The organism is Sphingobacterium sp. InxBP1 (assembly GCF_026191775.1).
Classification (GTDB): domain Bacteria; phylum Bacteroidota; class Bacteroidia; order Sphingobacteriales; family Sphingobacteriaceae; genus Sphingobacterium; species Sphingobacterium thalpophilum.
The window spans coordinates 140,141-155,900 of the sequence record NZ_JAINDX010000038.1 but is presented as its reverse complement, the minus strand read 5'-3'; the positions used below and the strand labels follow the sequence as shown (position 1 = coordinate 155,900).

The 15,760-nt window shown below is 47.2% G+C and carries 8 protein-coding genes; all 8 read left to right on the top strand.

All coding sequences use genetic code 11. The features are described 5' to 3' along the window. Window positions 1–3 precede the first annotated feature (3 nt). Window positions 4–1,761 (top strand): RagB/SusD family nutrient uptake outer membrane protein, encoded by a 1,758-nt coding sequence (locus K7A41_RS02505; RefSeq protein WP_265712465.1) that lies wholly within the window; start codon window positions 4–6, stop codon window positions 1,759–1,761. Between the two features lie 79 nt (window positions 1,762–1,840). After that, the gene (locus K7A41_RS02500; RefSeq protein WP_265712464.1) at window positions 1,841–4,510 is read left to right on the top strand and encodes an alpha-L-fucosidase; all 2,670 of its coding nucleotides are present in this window, start codon (window positions 1,841–1,843) and stop codon (window positions 4,508–4,510) included. An 8-nt stretch (window positions 4,511–4,518) separates the two neighbouring features. After that, on the top strand, window positions 4,519–5,466 hold the full coding sequence (locus K7A41_RS02495; protein WP_265712463.1) for an SGNH/GDSL hydrolase family protein: 948 nt from the start codon (window positions 4,519–4,521) through the stop codon (window positions 5,464–5,466). A gap of 41 nt (window positions 5,467–5,507) precedes the next feature. Then, entirely contained in the window at window positions 5,508–7,343 is a 1,836-nt protein-coding gene (locus tag K7A41_RS02490) for an alpha-L-fucosidase (protein ID WP_265712462.1), read from the top strand. Window positions 7,344–7,383: 40 nt separating this feature from the next. Further along, window positions 7,384–8,667 (top strand): Gfo/Idh/MocA family protein, encoded by a 1,284-nt coding sequence (locus K7A41_RS02485; protein ID WP_265712461.1) that lies wholly within the window; start codon window positions 7,384–7,386, stop codon window positions 8,665–8,667. A gap of 306 nt (window positions 8,668–8,973) precedes the next feature. After that, a complete protein-coding gene (locus tag K7A41_RS02480) occupies window positions 8,974–9,984 on the top strand; it encodes a LacI family DNA-binding transcriptional regulator (RefSeq protein ID WP_265712460.1) in 1,011 nt (336 codons plus the stop codon). A gap of 193 nt (window positions 9,985–10,177) precedes the next feature. After that, the gene (locus K7A41_RS02475; protein WP_265712459.1) at window positions 10,178–12,760 is read left to right on the top strand and encodes an alpha-amylase family glycosyl hydrolase; all 2,583 of its coding nucleotides are present in this window, start codon (window positions 10,178–10,180) and stop codon (window positions 12,758–12,760) included. A gap of 11 nt (window positions 12,761–12,771) precedes the next feature. After that, window positions 12,772–15,738, top strand: a complete 2,967-nt coding sequence (locus K7A41_RS02470) for a SusC/RagA family TonB-linked outer membrane protein (RefSeq protein WP_265712458.1) — start codon at window positions 12,772–12,774, stop codon at window positions 15,736–15,738. Window positions 15,739–15,760: the final 22 nt, after the last annotated feature.

Genomic DNA, 15,760 nt, shown 5'->3' with positions numbered 1-15,760 from the left:
AACATGAAAAAGATTATAACCATTGCATTGATCATCAGCTTATTCGGATGTAAAAGAGATCTGCTCGATACCTCACCTTATTCGTCGGTATCTACAGCGACAATGTGGACGACGGACAACCTGACGGATCTGGGCGTTGCCGGGATTTACAATTCCTTCAGACTGCTGATGGGGCATAGCGGCTTGATATCTCCTTATGAGCTTTACCAGTTTGACCGGTTTTCCTATACAGGACAGGGACGTTTTGATGAACCCCTGCTTACGGGAACCATCACCGCGGGGGATCCGATGTTCCTCAAGGTATGGCAAATCCAATATGAAGGTATCCAACGCGCCAACGATGCTCTGAAAAATATACCGTTAAAATCACCTTCCGCACCTGAGAAAAAAGCCCGTTATATCGCTGAAGCAAAGTTTTTACGTGCATATTTCTATTTTAGGCTCAATCAGCTGTACAAAGGGGTGCCCATCTATCTCGAGCCATTTACGGCAGTAGAAGCGGTCAAAGGACGCAGCTCCGAGGCCGAAGTATGGGATCAGATCCTGAAAGATCTTGCGGACTGTATTGCCGAACCTAATCTTCCGGATCGCTATCCTGCAGGTAACGGTAGCTATGGTCACGCGACCAAAGCTGCAGCTTATGCCTTACGGGGCAAGGTATATCTGTATCGCAAGGAATGGGCGAAAGCCGCCGCAGACTTTCAGAAAGTGAAAGAAGCAGGGCATACTTTATTTGCAGATTACAAAGCACTGTTTAAAGAAGCCAATGAACAGTGTCCGGAGATGATTTTCTCTATTCAGCACCGCAGTGAGTCGGGATATGGCAACAATATGCAGCTGTTCTGCGGTTGGCCGTCCGTCTATTCCCGTGGTTGGAACTATTACATGCCTTCACCTCATCTGGTCGATCTATATGAGAATAAAGACGGTTCTAGGTTTGAGTGGGATAAGGTCATTCCCGGGTACTCCGGCTTGAGTGAAAATGAGCGGGAGGTATTTTTCCTGCGCAACAACCTGACGGAAGCCGAAAAGGCTGCGGCAGCAGCCCGAGGAGCAAAAATGGGCCTATACCTGCCACAGGGCAATGAAGAACGCATCAAAAAAGCGTATGAGAACCGCGACCCGCGCCTGCAGGCGAATATCGTGACACCCTATTCGACATTTAGGGGTGCCTACAATTTTACCAACGTCGAAAGCCTTCAATATATGCGCTGGCCATTCCGTGGGCAGGCACAGGTCGACGGTGATATTCAAAGCGATACTCAGATTAACTTTTTCTACTTCTACCGCAAGTTTGTCGCTGAAGGTGTCAACGAGATTGTAGACCGCAATTATGGCCCCATCGATTTTCCAATCTTCCGCTATGCGGATGTGCTGCTGATGTGGGCCGAAGCGTTGAATGAAGATGGAAAGCTTAACGAGGCTATCGCCAAGGTGAACGAGGTGCGCCAACGTGCGGGTGTGGCCCTCCTCAATTCAAATGCGGCAACCGCTGTGGGCGGAAAGGATGATCTACGGCTCCGCATCCAGAATGAACGTCGTGTGGAATTCCCTAACGAAGGAATCAACTATTTTGATGAGCTGCGCTGGGGCACCTGGAAAGAAAAGGTGTTTCAGCCGGGCAACGGCCGTAAACAGATTTGGGGAACCAATGCCAGCAATTATAACTATAAAGGCGATTTTCTGAATACCTGGCCTATTCCGACCTCCGAAATTCAGATGAACGTCAATCTGACACAAAATCCCGGATGGATTGATTAACTTTAGGATACTGACCGAGCTAGAGCACCGCCACCGAAGGGAGCATGCTCTGGCTCTTCCCTGATAAACCGAAAACAATATGAGACGAATACCTTTGCTGTTACTGCTTTTGTTCACTGCCTCGTTTGGCGTTGCGACCACGCGTCCAGATTCGAGCGAAATGGTGAAAAAGGCCTTTCATTTAGCTGAGCAACAATATAATCTGCTTTACGACAATCATAAGGATCTAAGCCGCTATCCACGGTCGGCCGACCCCAATGGGAAGACATCTTTCACGGCGATCAGTGACTGGACCGGAGGTTTTTGGCCGGGATGCCTGTGGTATGTTTTTGAATACACTGGGGACGACAAATGGCGGGATGCTGCATTGAAATGGACCAATTCATTGCGTGACAATCAATTCAATACCAACCACCATGATATTGGTTTTGTGATGAACTGTAGCTATGGCAATGCCTACCGGCTCACCGGAGATACCACATTCAAAGCTATCCTGATTCAGAGTGCCAAGTCCCTGCTGACACGGTTCAACCCGAAAGTGGGCGCCATCAAATCCTGGAATAGCTTCGCATCCTGGGACGGTAAACATACCTATACCTTTCCGGTGATCATCGATAATATGATGAACCTGGAGCTACTATTTCTTGCGTCCAAGCTGTCGGGAGATCCAGTGTACCGCGATGTGGCGGTACGACATGCCGAAACAACCTTAAAAAATCAGTACCGACCCGATTTTAGTTCCTATCATGTAGTCAACTACGACCCGGAAACAGGCAAGGTGCTAAGCCGCGAAACGGCGCAGGGCTTCGCGGATAACTCTGCATGGGCGCGCGGACAGGCCTGGGGTCTATACGGCTTTACCGTCATGTACCGGGAAACTAGAGATCCCCGTTACCTGGAGGCTGCGCTAAAGATGGCGGACTTCTATCGCCGACATCCGCGCTTGCCTGCCGATAACGTGCCGCTCTGGGATTTTGATGTCGATCAGCCGGGTTATCAGCCCAATTGGGATTATCGAAAGAGCGATTTCAGCGCAGTTCCCCGGGATGCCTCTGCGGCTGCTGTGATCGCCTCTGCCTTGCTTGAGCTTGTTGATTATGTACAGCCAGACCTGCAGAACACCTACCTGGATCTCGCTGGGGTAATCTTAGCGTCGCTAGGTTCTGACCGTTATTCCAGCAAAGTAGGCGATAATGGCTATTTCATACTAAAACATAGTGTAGGCAGCATCCCCCACAAAGGCGAAATCGACGTTCCGTTGGTGTACGCGGATTATTATTACCTCGAAGCGTTGCTCCGTTGGAATAAGCGTGTAAATGAATCCGAACAGCGGCTGATGCAGCAATGGAAACAAATGAATGCCAGAAAAGCGATGGCATTGGCAGACTTCAGACAACAAAAGTTTGGCATGTTTATCCATTGGGGGCTTTACGCCATTCCGGCAGGCATGTGGAACGGGCAAAAGATCGAGGAACTTGGAAGCCCTAGTGTTGCTGAGTGGATCCAATTGGTGGCAAAGATTCCGCGGGCTACTTATGCTCACCTTGCTGATCAATTTAATCCGCAGGACTTCGACGCGGATGAGATTGTCAAAATGGCCAAGAATGCGGGGATGAAGTACCTGGTGGTGACCAGTAAACATCACGACGGTTTCGCCATGTACGATTCAAAAGTGAGTACTTTCAATGTCGTGCAAGCTACACCCTTCAAAAGGGATGTTATTCAGGAGCTTTATGAGGCCTGTCTCCGTCATGGGCTGGATTTCGGTATCTATTATTCCCATAATATAGACTGGCGGGATGGTAGCGACGCGCAGTATGCTGTGACCAAAGCACACAACGATCTATTAGACAAAAAAACGGACGGCTTTGGTGCAAACCGCTGGGACCCCAGTCCAAATTCGTTTGCAGCCTATATCAATGACAAAGCGATCCCGCAAGTGCGCGAAATTATGCAGCGTTTTAAAAAGCTGAAATATATCTGGTTTGATATGCCAGGATTGATGACTGCCGAGCAAAGCTTTCGCTTTTACAAAACCGTGTACGAACTGAATCCGGATGTCATTGTTTCCGAACGCATCGGTAATGGTATGGGCGATTATGCCATACCCGGTGACAATCGGATTCCGACAGGCGACGAAAACTTCGGTAAACCTTGGGAGGCGATCGGGACATTCAATCACTCGTGGGGATATAAATCGTATGACCATGATTGGAAGTCGATCGACGAATTGCGTTACTGGTTACTAGAAATCTGCAGCAAAGGAGGCAATTATATGCTCAACATCGGTCCCGATGCAAAAGGACAGGTCGCAGAGCAGGTCAAGAAAAATCTTGGTATATTAGGGGAATGGCTGACGACCAGCGGCGAAGCAATTTATGGTAGTGTACCGTGGACGATACAGCACGAGGGGCCAACCTCCATACAGATTACGGATACCGAACAGCGTGAAAGGGAAGGGTTTACCGCAGACTTCACACCATCTGATTTTTGGTTTACGCAAAAACAAGGCTTTGTGTATGTGCTGGCAATGCGGTCATCTGCTGACGGCAGGGTCACCGTACGCAGCTTAAGCAGCAATAGGGCCCAAGTTGAGACAGTTGAGATCTTGGGAGCTGGTCATGTGAAGTTTAATCAGGACGAGAACGGCCTGCATCTGCGTCTGCCACAGAAACTGCGTAACAGTGCTTTGGGATACTCGTTAAAAATTAAGCTCGCCAAAGCTGCAGCCAGTCCGATGATAAAATGACCAAGCTGATGATATACCGAATAAAAGCAATTTTTTGCGCGTTGCTCTGCTACCTGGGTGTAAGCAGTACGGCTGTCAGAGCACAAGCCGAACCGGACCTTCCCATATGGAACGCTGCTGGCCCGGTGCTCTTCCTGGGCAATAGCATTACCTATGCTGGCCAATATGTCGCCATGTTAGAGAGTCTGATGCTGGTTACCCATCCGACAAGCAAGCCCATGTTTATCAATCTGGGACTGCCCAGTGAAACGTTGTCGGGATTGAGTGAACCGAACCACGCTGATGGAAAATTTCCGCGTCCCTGTCTCTTCGACCGGTTGGATAATGTGCTGAGCAAAATCAGTCCCGAGGTTGTGTTTGTCTGTTATGGGATGAATGACGGGATTTACCTACCATTTGACGAAGCGCGTTTTGAAGCGTATAAAGACGGAATTCTCCGCCTACAGCAGCGTCTGCTGCAAACTGGCGCAAAGCGTATCATCTGGATGACCCCACCGGTACATGACGATCCGCAGTTGCGTCTCGGAGGCTATAATCTTGTGCTGGACCGCTATGCATCCTGGCTGCTGGCCCATGCCAGCCAAGAGGGTTGGGAGGTCATCGATTTGCACTTTCCAATGAAAGATTATCTGGAGCAACAAATAAAGACCGATAGCACGTTTAGGCTGGCTACAGATGGTGTTCACCCCGGCACACAGGGGCATTGGCTGATGGCCAAGGCAATTGTTGCACATCTGCTGCCCGACATGCCCTTAGCTTCCACTTGGGAGGATCAGTGCAGGCGTTTTCCCCAACTGGAAAGGCAATATTCTTTGGTGCTAAAACGTGAGACCATCATGAAAGATGCCTGGCTGACCAGCACAGGCCACAAACGGCCGGGCATGGTCAAGGGAAAGCCGCTCTGGGAAGCGCGTAGGCTATATGACCAGCTTCAAAAGGAGATTGCGGGACATTGATGCCTGATTAAACTGAACTTTTATGTATAAACCAAACAATAATGAAAATTAACTTTTTAAGATGGAAATGTGCTGCCGTACTGGGAATGCTGCTGTGCGTGACCGAGGGTGCATTTTCCCAGACTGCAACTGAGCCGTATGAAGGTGTGCCGGGCTGGAAGGAAAGCCGGGAAAAACGTATGGCATGGTTTAAAGAGGCTCGTTTTGGGCTGTTTATCCACTGGGGGCTCTACAGCGCGGCTGGCGGCAGCTTCGAAGGTAAAAAATATCCACAACATTATGCGGAATGGATACAGACTTGGGGTAAAATACCCAGCAAACAATATGCTGCGGTGCTGAGACCCAAATTTACATTGCGTTCTTTCGAACCAAAAGCCTGGGCCCGCCTGGCCAAAAAAGCTGGCATGAAATATATGGTACTGACATCCCGGCATCATGAAGGTTTCAGCCTGTTCAATAGTCAGCAACCATATGCGCTAAAAAACGAGGTCACCGGCACGGCTAACCTTTCGCCAGCAGGCAGAGACCTGTATCGGGAGATTATGCAGGCTTTTCGTCAGGAGGGATTGAAAGTAGGCGCCTATTACTCCCTGTTGGACTGGCAGCACCCAGATTCTTATGAAGCTTTCCAGCTCAATCCGAATATGGATAATCATCAGCCCGACCATAATCGTTATAAGGACTATCTTTATGGACAGATCAAAGAGCTGGCACAAAATTACGGTACCTTGGATATCCTGTGGCCTGACTTTAGCAGCAAAAAATACCATGGAGAGTCCTGGGGCACAAAACGCATCTTGACTGACCTGATCAAGTGGCAGCCCGACATCATTATAAACAATCGCTTTTGGGAAGGGCTGGAAAACAAAAATGGAGATATCGGAACACCGGAAAAATACATTCCACCAACTGGTCTGCCAGGTATGTACTGGGAAGTCAGCCATACCATGAATGAAAGTTATGGCTATAGTGCCCATGATCAAAATTGGAAAAGCTTTCCTAAAATCATGCAGTTATTTGTCGAAACGGTCAGCAAGGGGGGCAACTTCCTATTAAATGTAGGCCCGGATGGAGATGGAGCGATTCCTGAGCCTGCAGTCCGGATACTGGAGCGCATCGGCGAGTGGATGCAAGTCAATAAGGAGGCTATCTATGGTACGAGCGCAAGTCCTTTTCAGTCACTGGATTGGGGGTATTGTACCCAGAAGCAGGGCAGACTGTACTTACATGTCTTCGACCGTCCTGCCAGCGGAAAAATCGAACTGCCGATCAAAAATAAGGTAACTGCCGCCTATGTATTGGCTCAGCCCAAAAACAAACTGAAGGTTACGCTTAATGGCGGGAGGCCGACCTTGCCTGTGGAAGCTTTTGATACTGAAAAGGGGCCTCAGGTGATTGTGGTCGAAATCCAGGGAAAACCACTTGTGGAAGAAAGCCTAACGCAGACCCAGGCCGACGGTCGCATCATCATGAATGCCAATAATGCTAAACTACAGGCGGGAAAGGGACTTAAAATTATCGGCGCGCATACGCATGATCCCAACCGGCCAAATGCTATCGGACAATGGAAAAATCCAGATGACCGAGTTTACTGGGATATCAAGATCCAGAAGCCGGGACAATACCGCGTTCTGATCAGCTACTTGCCTGATACCAGAAAACAAGGTAAGGTGACACTACAGCTACTCGGACAGCAGCTTCCTTTTGCTTTTGCCACTGAGGGTAATGGTTTTAAAGAAGTGGAACTGGGCAGGGTGGAGGTGTCTCAGCAGGTGATCGGTGAGCCCAGTACACGGGTGACACTTATCGCTAGTGCAATAGAGGGAGAATCTCTACCGGAGATTGCCACAATCTCCTTGGTACCTGTAAAAGACTAATTTATGGAAAAATGTAACAAACTAAAATATTGATCATCTGATGAAAAGAAGAGAATTTATCGCGAAAGGACTTGTCTCCTCGCTGGCTTTTACCATAGTCCCCAGGGCAGTTTTGGGGGGCAATGGGTTTCTGGCTCCCAGTGACCGTATTAACCTGGGCTTTATCGGTGTGGGTAAGCAATCCTATACCCTAATGAATGGGTTAAATAAGTGTAAGGAAATCAATACCCTGGCAGCTTGTGATGTCGACCGCAAAAAACTACAGGCATTTATCGGCAGCACCACAAAGAAGCTCGGTGAACTGGGAAAAGCGCAGGCACAGGTGGCTTCATACCATCATTATCGTGAACTTCTGCAGCGTAAGGATATCGATGCCGTAGTCATCGCGACGCCGGATCATTGGCACGCGCAGATTGCTGTGGATGCGGCCAAAGCTGGAAAAGATATCTATTGTGAAAAGCCACTCGCGCTGACCATTGCCGAGGGTAGGGCCATGGTCGACGCGACACGCAAATACAACCGCGTCTTCCAGACCGGAAGTATGCAACGTTCTTCGTATAACTTCAGGCAGGCGGCCGAACTAGTCTGCAATGGTTATATCGGAACAATCAAAGAAGTCAATGTTTCGGTGGGTGAGCCTGTCAAGCAATGTGATTTGCCATCGATGCCGGCCCCAGATTACTTAGATTGGGACATGTGGGTGGGACCATCGCCCTACCGGGGGTATAATCCAATCTTAAGCCCGCCAATTGAGGATGATAAATGGGCCTGGTGGCGTGGATACCGCGATTTCGGGGGCGGGTATATCACCGACTGGGGAGCGCATATGTTTGATATTGTCCAATGGGCGCTGGACATGGACAATTCGGGTCCCGTGCAGTTTATCCCACCCAAACAAGCGAATGCCAATAGTGGCCTTTCATTTATCTACGCCAACGGCGTGAAAGTCAATCACGTGGAATGGGGCGTGCACAACGCTATACAGTTTATCGGTGAGAAAGGTAAGATAGAAGTCAGCCGGGAGTTCATTCGTTCAAATCCCGAAACTCTGGCTAATCTGAAATTTGCCCCGTCGGACCGACGCTTATACTATAGTGACAATCATTATCAGGACTTTGTAGATGCCATCAAAAAACGGAGCAAGCCCATATGCGATGTGGAAATCGGTCACCGTACCAGCAGTGTCTGCAATGCCATCAATATAGCATATGAACTGCAGAAAGATTTGAAATGGAATCCGAAACTGGAGGAGTTCGACAATGAGTATGCCAACCTACTGCGTAGCCGGCCCTACCGCGGCGAGTGGGATTTCCGTCAATTCTAAAAAGTCGTCCAAATTCGGCGTCAGAAATAGGAAAACGTATGGTTTTCCTGTTTCTGATACGCCTTTATTCGAAGAAGTATTCCACGGGACTTTCCCAGCTAAGACCTAATGAGTTTACGTTTATTCCTGAAGGAGATCTTTTTGCCGTCGGCGTGCTGAATGACAAGTGCTGTGTTTGAGCGGATTGTGTATTCCTTCCAGCTATCAGTAGCGAGCCGACAAAAAGAAAATTTGTTATTCTGGAGAGATAATTGCTTTATTTGTATAAAACAATTATTACAAAACCAAGCTGAGGAAACCACAGTTATGTCTCAATTAACAATTGTCGATCTGGCCAAAAAATTGGGCTTGTCAAAATCAACCGTTTCCCGTGCATTTCGGGACAATGTGGATATCAATCCCGCTACAAAAGCGCGTATACTGGCTATGGCCGAAGAAATAGGTTTTTCTCCCAATGTATATGCTAGTAGCCTTAAAGCCAACAAAAGTCTGACAATCGCTATTATTATCCCCGAATTCGGGAACAAGTTTTTCTCGCAGGCTATTAAAGGAATCGAGGCCGTAGCTCGGTCGAAAGGTTATCATACCCTGATCTATGTCACCGACCACCAGGTGCAGAATGAAGCGTCTATTGTTCGGTCACTGGTCAATGGTCGTGTGGATGGAGTCATTATCTCAGCATCAGGCGAAGGCAAAGATCACTCACATATTCAGTTGCTGGAAGAACGCGGCATCCCTGTCATGTTTTTTGACCGGACCTATGAGGATTGGAAAGGAGGATATGTAACAGGTAACGATGCGGACTCGGCCTATATGGCGACAAAACATCTGATAGAGAACGATTGTAAACGGATAGCCTATCTCGCGATCAACCCTGCCATATCTATTGGTAAAGTGCGAAAAGATGGTTATGAAAGGGCATTGCTGGAGGCAGGACTACCGATTGATGTACGACTTGTATTGGATACCGTAAACGATGCCGAGCAGAATATGAAAGATATCGCAAAGCTCATTGAAAAGGAAAGACCAGATGCCATATTTGCGTCTGTCGAGCGATTAGCAATCTCCAGCATACGGGTCGCCAAAAACCGTGGGATCCGGATTCCCGAGCAGCTGAAAATAATCTGTTTCTCCTGTTTGGACATTGCCGACTTGATCGACCCCGCACTTAGTGTAGTCAAGCAGCCTGCTTACGAAATGGGAGAATTGGTGACAAAGCTTCTGTTGGAGAAGATGGATGATCCCCAAAATGAAAGATTTGCTAATTCGGTTTACCTTGATTCCCAGCTTATTTTTCAGAAATCTAGCCTCAAATAAGTGAAAAAATATTTGCTTTTTGTGTAAGCGTTCACTAGTTTTGACTAATGTTCGGGAACATTCCCGGATATAGTTAAATAATCAATTTGTATAATATTGGAAGGGCTAGAGAGTAAAATCGCGAAAAGCGATTTCTTTTTTCCTTGATTTCGGGAACGTTCCCATTATCAAAGCCAATTAAAACTAATTATCGATGGAGAAACATCTCGTTCGCTTACTGGGGTTCTTGGTGATCTCAGTTCTTCTCGCTTCCTGTGCCAACAAAAAGGACATTGTGGAAACCGAACAGCCTGCTGTGGTGGAGCAAGGGGCAGCGGGACTGATCAGTATGTCATCGCCATTTGTTTTTTGGGATCAGGAGGTCACATTGAGGTTTGATCTGTCGAAAGGAAATGCTGCCCTGAAGGGTAGTTCGTCCGATTTATATCTCCATGCGGGGCTGATTCCTGAGACAGGAGGAAGTTGGCAGAAGGTAGTGACAGATTGGAACAAAAATGACAATACCTATAAGCTCAGCTTTGTTTCCCCAGGACTATATACATTCACTTTTACCCCTTCCAAATTTTTTCAGGTAAGCGATGCTGCTTCGTTTGGCCAAATTGCTCTTTTGGTCCGAAATGGGGATGGATCCCTCGTCCAGCGCAACCGGGATGGTTCAGATCTATTTGTGCCGCTAGTGAATGGCAAGGAAGGAATCCGTTTTGTTTCTCCTATTACACAGCCCACTGATCCGATCCTAGCGGAACAGCAGTACATTGTCGGCGAGGCTGTTAAGCTAAAAGTGCAAGGCACCCATGTGGGCAAGATTAGCCTGTGGGATAATGGTGTCAAATTAGCGGAAAGCAATAGTGCACTGTCTGTTGAAAAGACGTTTGTTTTAGAGACTGATGGCTTACATCAAATGGAAGCCAAGTTGGAGATCAATGGTAAAAGCGTCGGTACCACCATGCAACTATTTGCTCAGAAAAAACCGGCTATCGCTGCTCTCCCTGTCGGAATAAACCGCAACGGAGTCACGATCGACCGAACAGAAGAACAGGTCAGTTTTGTGCTAACGGCACCACTTAAAAAGAGTGTTTATCTGCTGGGCGATTTTAATCAATATAAGGCCTCGCCAGCCTATGCCATGAGTCAGACGCCAGATGGCAAATCCTGGTGGATAACATTGTCTAGCCTAGATTTTTCCAAAAATTATACTTATCAGTTTCTGGTGGACGGGCAGCTGCTTGTGGCAGACCCATACGCGGGGCTCATCCTTGATCCGCAATATGATCCGGATATGGGATTCAAACCAGTAAATCTTCCGACTTATCCACAAGGCGCGCGTGGTATAGTGGCGGTACTTGATCTAACCTCTGCATCTTATCCATGGAAAGTAAATGTCTTTAATAAACCGAATCCGGGAGACTTGGTGATCTATGAGTTGCTGGTACGCGATTTTGTGAAGGGTCATCAGTATACTACACTTAGGGATTCGATCTCTTACTTGAAAAGGCTGGGTGTCAATGCGGTAGAACTGATGCCTATCCAGGAGTCAGAAGGGAATTCTACCTGGGGATACAATCCGTCTTTTCATCGTGCTCTGGATAAATATTATGGTTCGAAAAATGAACTGAAGGCTTACATCGATGCTTGCCATGAAAATGGTATTGCTGTCATTCTGGACGTGGTCTTCAACCATGCCTTTGGACAGTCGCCGATGGTACAGCTTTATTTTGAAAATGGCCAAGTGGCGGCCAATAGTCCCTGGTTTAATACGATCGCGAGACATCCATTTAATGTGGGCTACGATTTTAATCATGAAAGCCTTTTTACTCAAGCTTTTGTAAAGGATATGCTGGCTTATTGGTTACAAGAATATAGGGTGGACGGCTTTCGTTTTGATCTGTCTAAAGGTTTTACCCAGAAAAACTCCGGAATCGCAGAAAGTGATCTAAGCACCTGGAACGCGTATGATGCTTCCCGTATAGCGATATTGAAGCAATATCAGCAACATATCCATGCTATCGATCCTACCAGTTATGTGATTTTGGAGCATCTTGGCGGTGACCAGGAGGAAAAGGAGCTGGCTCAATCAGGCATGTTGCTCTGGAATAATATGAATACTGTTTTTAACGAAGCGGCGATGGGTTGGCACGCCAATAATGGGTCGGATCTGGGACGTCTGTTTGCTTCAGGTCATGGTATGACAAGTCCTGCTTTTGTCTCGTATATGGAGAGTCATGATGAACAGCGCCTGTTGTTCAAATGTTTGAATTATGGCAATGCGGCAGGAGTATATTCGATTAAAAATCTCGGTACTGGGCTGGAAAGGATGGCGCTATCCGCCCTGTTTTTACTGGCATCGCCCGGTCCTAAGATGATCTGGCAGTTTGGCGAGTATGGATATGATGTATCGATCGACGAAAACGGGCGAACGGGCGAGAAACCCATACGTTGGGATTACCTTCAGCAGGAAAAACGGCAGGCGCTGTTCGGCGTCTACGCTGATCTGATTCACTTTAAAACCAACAACCGTATTTTTCGGAATGGAAGCGTAGCAGAAGCGTCTGTTAAAGACGCGATGAAATATTACCTCGTGGAGGGCGACGGGCAGCAGGTTGCGGTATTAGGGAATTTTGGAGTCGAAGATCTTGATTTTATATTACCCAATGCGTTGCGGGCGATATGGAAAGACAATTTTACAGGGAATACATTGGACTGGTCGCAACAGACCAGAGTCCGATTTGGGGCAGGAGAATACCTGTTACTAAGCAAAACAAAACTAAATAAATAAACAGTTATTTTATGAACAAACAGATGTTACGTCCATTTTGGGCCTTGAACATGTTACTCGGGGTGAGTGCCACGGCATTTGCGCAGCAGGCTACGCTTCAGGGAAAGGTAATGGACCAGAAAGGAAGTTCCTTAGTGGGCGCCACATTGCGCTTTGAGGACATTCAAAAGTCACTGTCTACCAATGCAAACGGGGATTTTAGCTTGGATAGACTGAAGCCGGGTAAATTGCGATTGAAAGTAAGCATGGTGGGCTATGCCCCCTTGGATACCCTGATTGAGGTTCAGGATGGGCGTAACCCTTTGAACTTGTACCTCAAGTCCGATGCGAGCCAGTTGGAAGAAGTGGTCGTGATCGGATATGGTACGCAAAAGAAAGGTGAATTAACCGGTTCTATCAGCACCGTTACCTCAAAAGACTTTCAGAAAGGACAGATTTCTTCGCCCGAACAGCTGATCGTCGGTAAAGTTCCTGGAGTGCAGATTACCACCAGTGGTGGACAGCCGGGCGCGGGGAGTACGATCCGCATCCGCACAGGAGCATCGTTAAATGCAAGCAATGATCCATTGATTGTGGTGGACGGTGTTCCATTGGCAGGCGGATCGGTATCTGGTGTGGCCAACCCGTTGAGTCTGATCAACCCGAATGACATCGAAACGTTTACCATCCTCAAAGATGCCAATGCAACCGCTATCTATGGGTCACGGGCATCAAACGGGGTTATTTTGATCACGACAAAAAAAGGAAGCCGATCTGGAACTCAAATCAACTTTTCGACACAAAACTCGCTGGCTACGATAGCGAACAAAGTGGATCTGCTTAGTGCCGATCAGATTCGGGATTATGTCAATGCACACGGTAGCGATGCCATGAAGAAGCTGTTGGGTACGGCAAATACCGATTGGCAGGATGTCATTTATGCAAATGCATTTACCACTGATAATAACATTAATATTGCCTCAAAGGCCGGAAATATGCCTTACCGTGTGTCGGCTGGCTATATGAATCAGGATGGTGTATTAAAAAATGACAAGCTACAACGCACAACTGCCGCATTGGCCCTCACACCGAAGTTTTTAGATAATCATCTGTCCTTGGATGTGAATGTACGTGGCACCTGGTCAAAGTCGAAATTTGCCACACAAGATGCTATTGGTTCAGCAATTCAATTTGATCCGACCCAGCCGGTGTATGTGGATGACAAGAATAGTTTTGGAGGTTATTTTGAATGGGTACAAGGTGGAAAACCCAACCCCAATGCGCCCCGAAATCCGTTGGCGCTGCTCGAGCTTCGCAAGGATAAGGGAGATGTGTTCCGGAGTATAGGAAATGCCAAATTGGATTATAGTTTTCATTTTCTGCCTGAGCTACATGCTAACTTGAATGTGGGGTACGATCTGGCGCGTTCAAAAGGAAATACATTTACGCCCGCTATTGCTGCCCGTAACTACAATGAAGGTGGTGAGCGTACCGAATATAAAACAGACATCAACAACCGGATGCTCGAGTTTTACTTGAAATATGATAAGGAGCTGCCTTCAATCAAAAGTACGATCGATGCGACATTGGGTTATGGCTATTATAAAAATAGTACCAAATCTTACAATTTTGCGCGTACCAATGAAGCAGGCGATGTGCTTACCTCAGTCAACCTCCCTTTTGACAAACCAGAAAACCTGTTGATTTCGTACTATGGACGCTTGATCTACACTTATGATAATCGGTATGTGCTATCTGGAACTTTACGTACAGACGGTTCCTCTCGTTTTAGCGCCGACAACCGTTGGGGATATTTCCCTTCGGTGGGTTTCACCTGGCGTGCAAAGAATGAAGGCTTTCTGAAAGATCATTCGGCTGTGTCGGATTTAAAATTACGGTTGAGTTACGGAAAAACAGGACAACAGGATGGGATAGCAAACTATTCCTACCTGCCCAATTATACCATAGGTGGCGACCAGTCGATGTACCGCTTTGGAAATGAATACTATTACCTGTATTCGCCGGTCGTATATGACAGCGATATACGTTGGGAAAGTACCTCCACTTACAATGCGGGCATTGATTTTGGTTTTTATAACAATGTGCTATACGGTAGTATTGATTATTATTCAAAAAAGACAAAAGATCTGTTAAGCACGATTCCAATCGCGGTAGGATCAAACTTTAGCAACTTCCTACTAACAAATGTGGGCAACATGGAAAATCAGGGGCTCGAGGTTAACTTGCATGTGGTACCCGTGAAGTCCGAAAACTCCACGCTCGACCTGGGCATCAATTTTACCTACAACCGGAGTAAAGTGACGAATCTGACCTTGTCAGATGACCCGAATTTCATGATCGAAACAGGGGGCATCCGCGGCGGTACAGGCAATAATATTCAAGCTCATATGGTGGGATATACCCCTTACAGCTTTAGGGCATTCCAGCAGGTGTACGATGAGCAAGGCAAACCGGTTGAGGGTGTTTATGTCGATCGCAATGCCGATGGCGTCATTAGTGACAGCGACCGGTATATGTACAAATCGCCATTGCCCAAATATCTGTTAGGTTTTACAGCAGCCTACTCCTACAAAAAATGGTCCGCAGCAACGACATTAAGGGCGAATCTGGACAATTATGTGTATGACAACGTATCCTCAAACTTTGGCAGTAGTTTCAATGTGATCGATCAGGCATCCTTGGTCATCAATAATGCGCCAGTGGACTTCCTGAATAGCAATTTTGGGGAAAAACAACTGCAAAGCGACTATTACATCAAAAACGCTTCGTTTTTGAAGATGGACAACATCAACCTTTCTTATCAGTTCGGCCAGTTTATCCGCAACAGTAAAGCCAATCTATCCATTTCGGCAACCGTGCAAAATGTTTTTACAGTATCCAAATACAAAGGGGTTGATCCCGAAATTTCCAACGGAATTGACGACCGTTTTTATCCGCGGCCAAGGACCTACGTGTTGGGAATCAATGTGAATTTTTAAGGATTAGATAAGGACATAAAAT

Bases quoted from the DNA above. Each gene is read 5' to 3' on its own strand.
- K7A41_RS02490 (WP_265712462.1), top strand. From the start codon at position 5,508: ATGAAAATTAACTTTTTAAGATGGAAATGTGCTGCCGTACTGGGAATG.
- K7A41_RS02500 (WP_265712464.1), top strand. From the start codon at position 1,841: ATGAGACGAATACCTTTGCTGTTACTGCTTTTGTTCACTGCCTCGTTT.
- K7A41_RS02480 (WP_265712460.1), top strand. From the start codon at position 8,974: ATGTCTCAATTAACAATTGTCGATCTGGCCAAAAAATTGGGCTTGTCA.
- K7A41_RS02475 (WP_265712459.1), top strand. From the start codon at position 10,178: ATGGAGAAACATCTCGTTCGCTTACTGGGGTTCTTGGTGATCTCAGTT.
- K7A41_RS02485 (WP_265712461.1), top strand. From the start codon at position 7,384: ATGAAAAGAAGAGAATTTATCGCGAAAGGACTTGTCTCCTCGCTGGCT.
- K7A41_RS02495 (WP_265712463.1), top strand. From the start codon at position 4,519: ATGATATACCGAATAAAAGCAATTTTTTGCGCGTTGCTCTGCTACCTG.
- K7A41_RS02470 (WP_265712458.1), top strand. From the start codon at position 12,772: ATGAACAAACAGATGTTACGTCCATTTTGGGCCTTGAACATGTTACTC.
- K7A41_RS02505 (WP_265712465.1), top strand. From the start codon at position 4: ATGAAAAAGATTATAACCATTGCATTGATCATCAGCTTATTCGGATGT.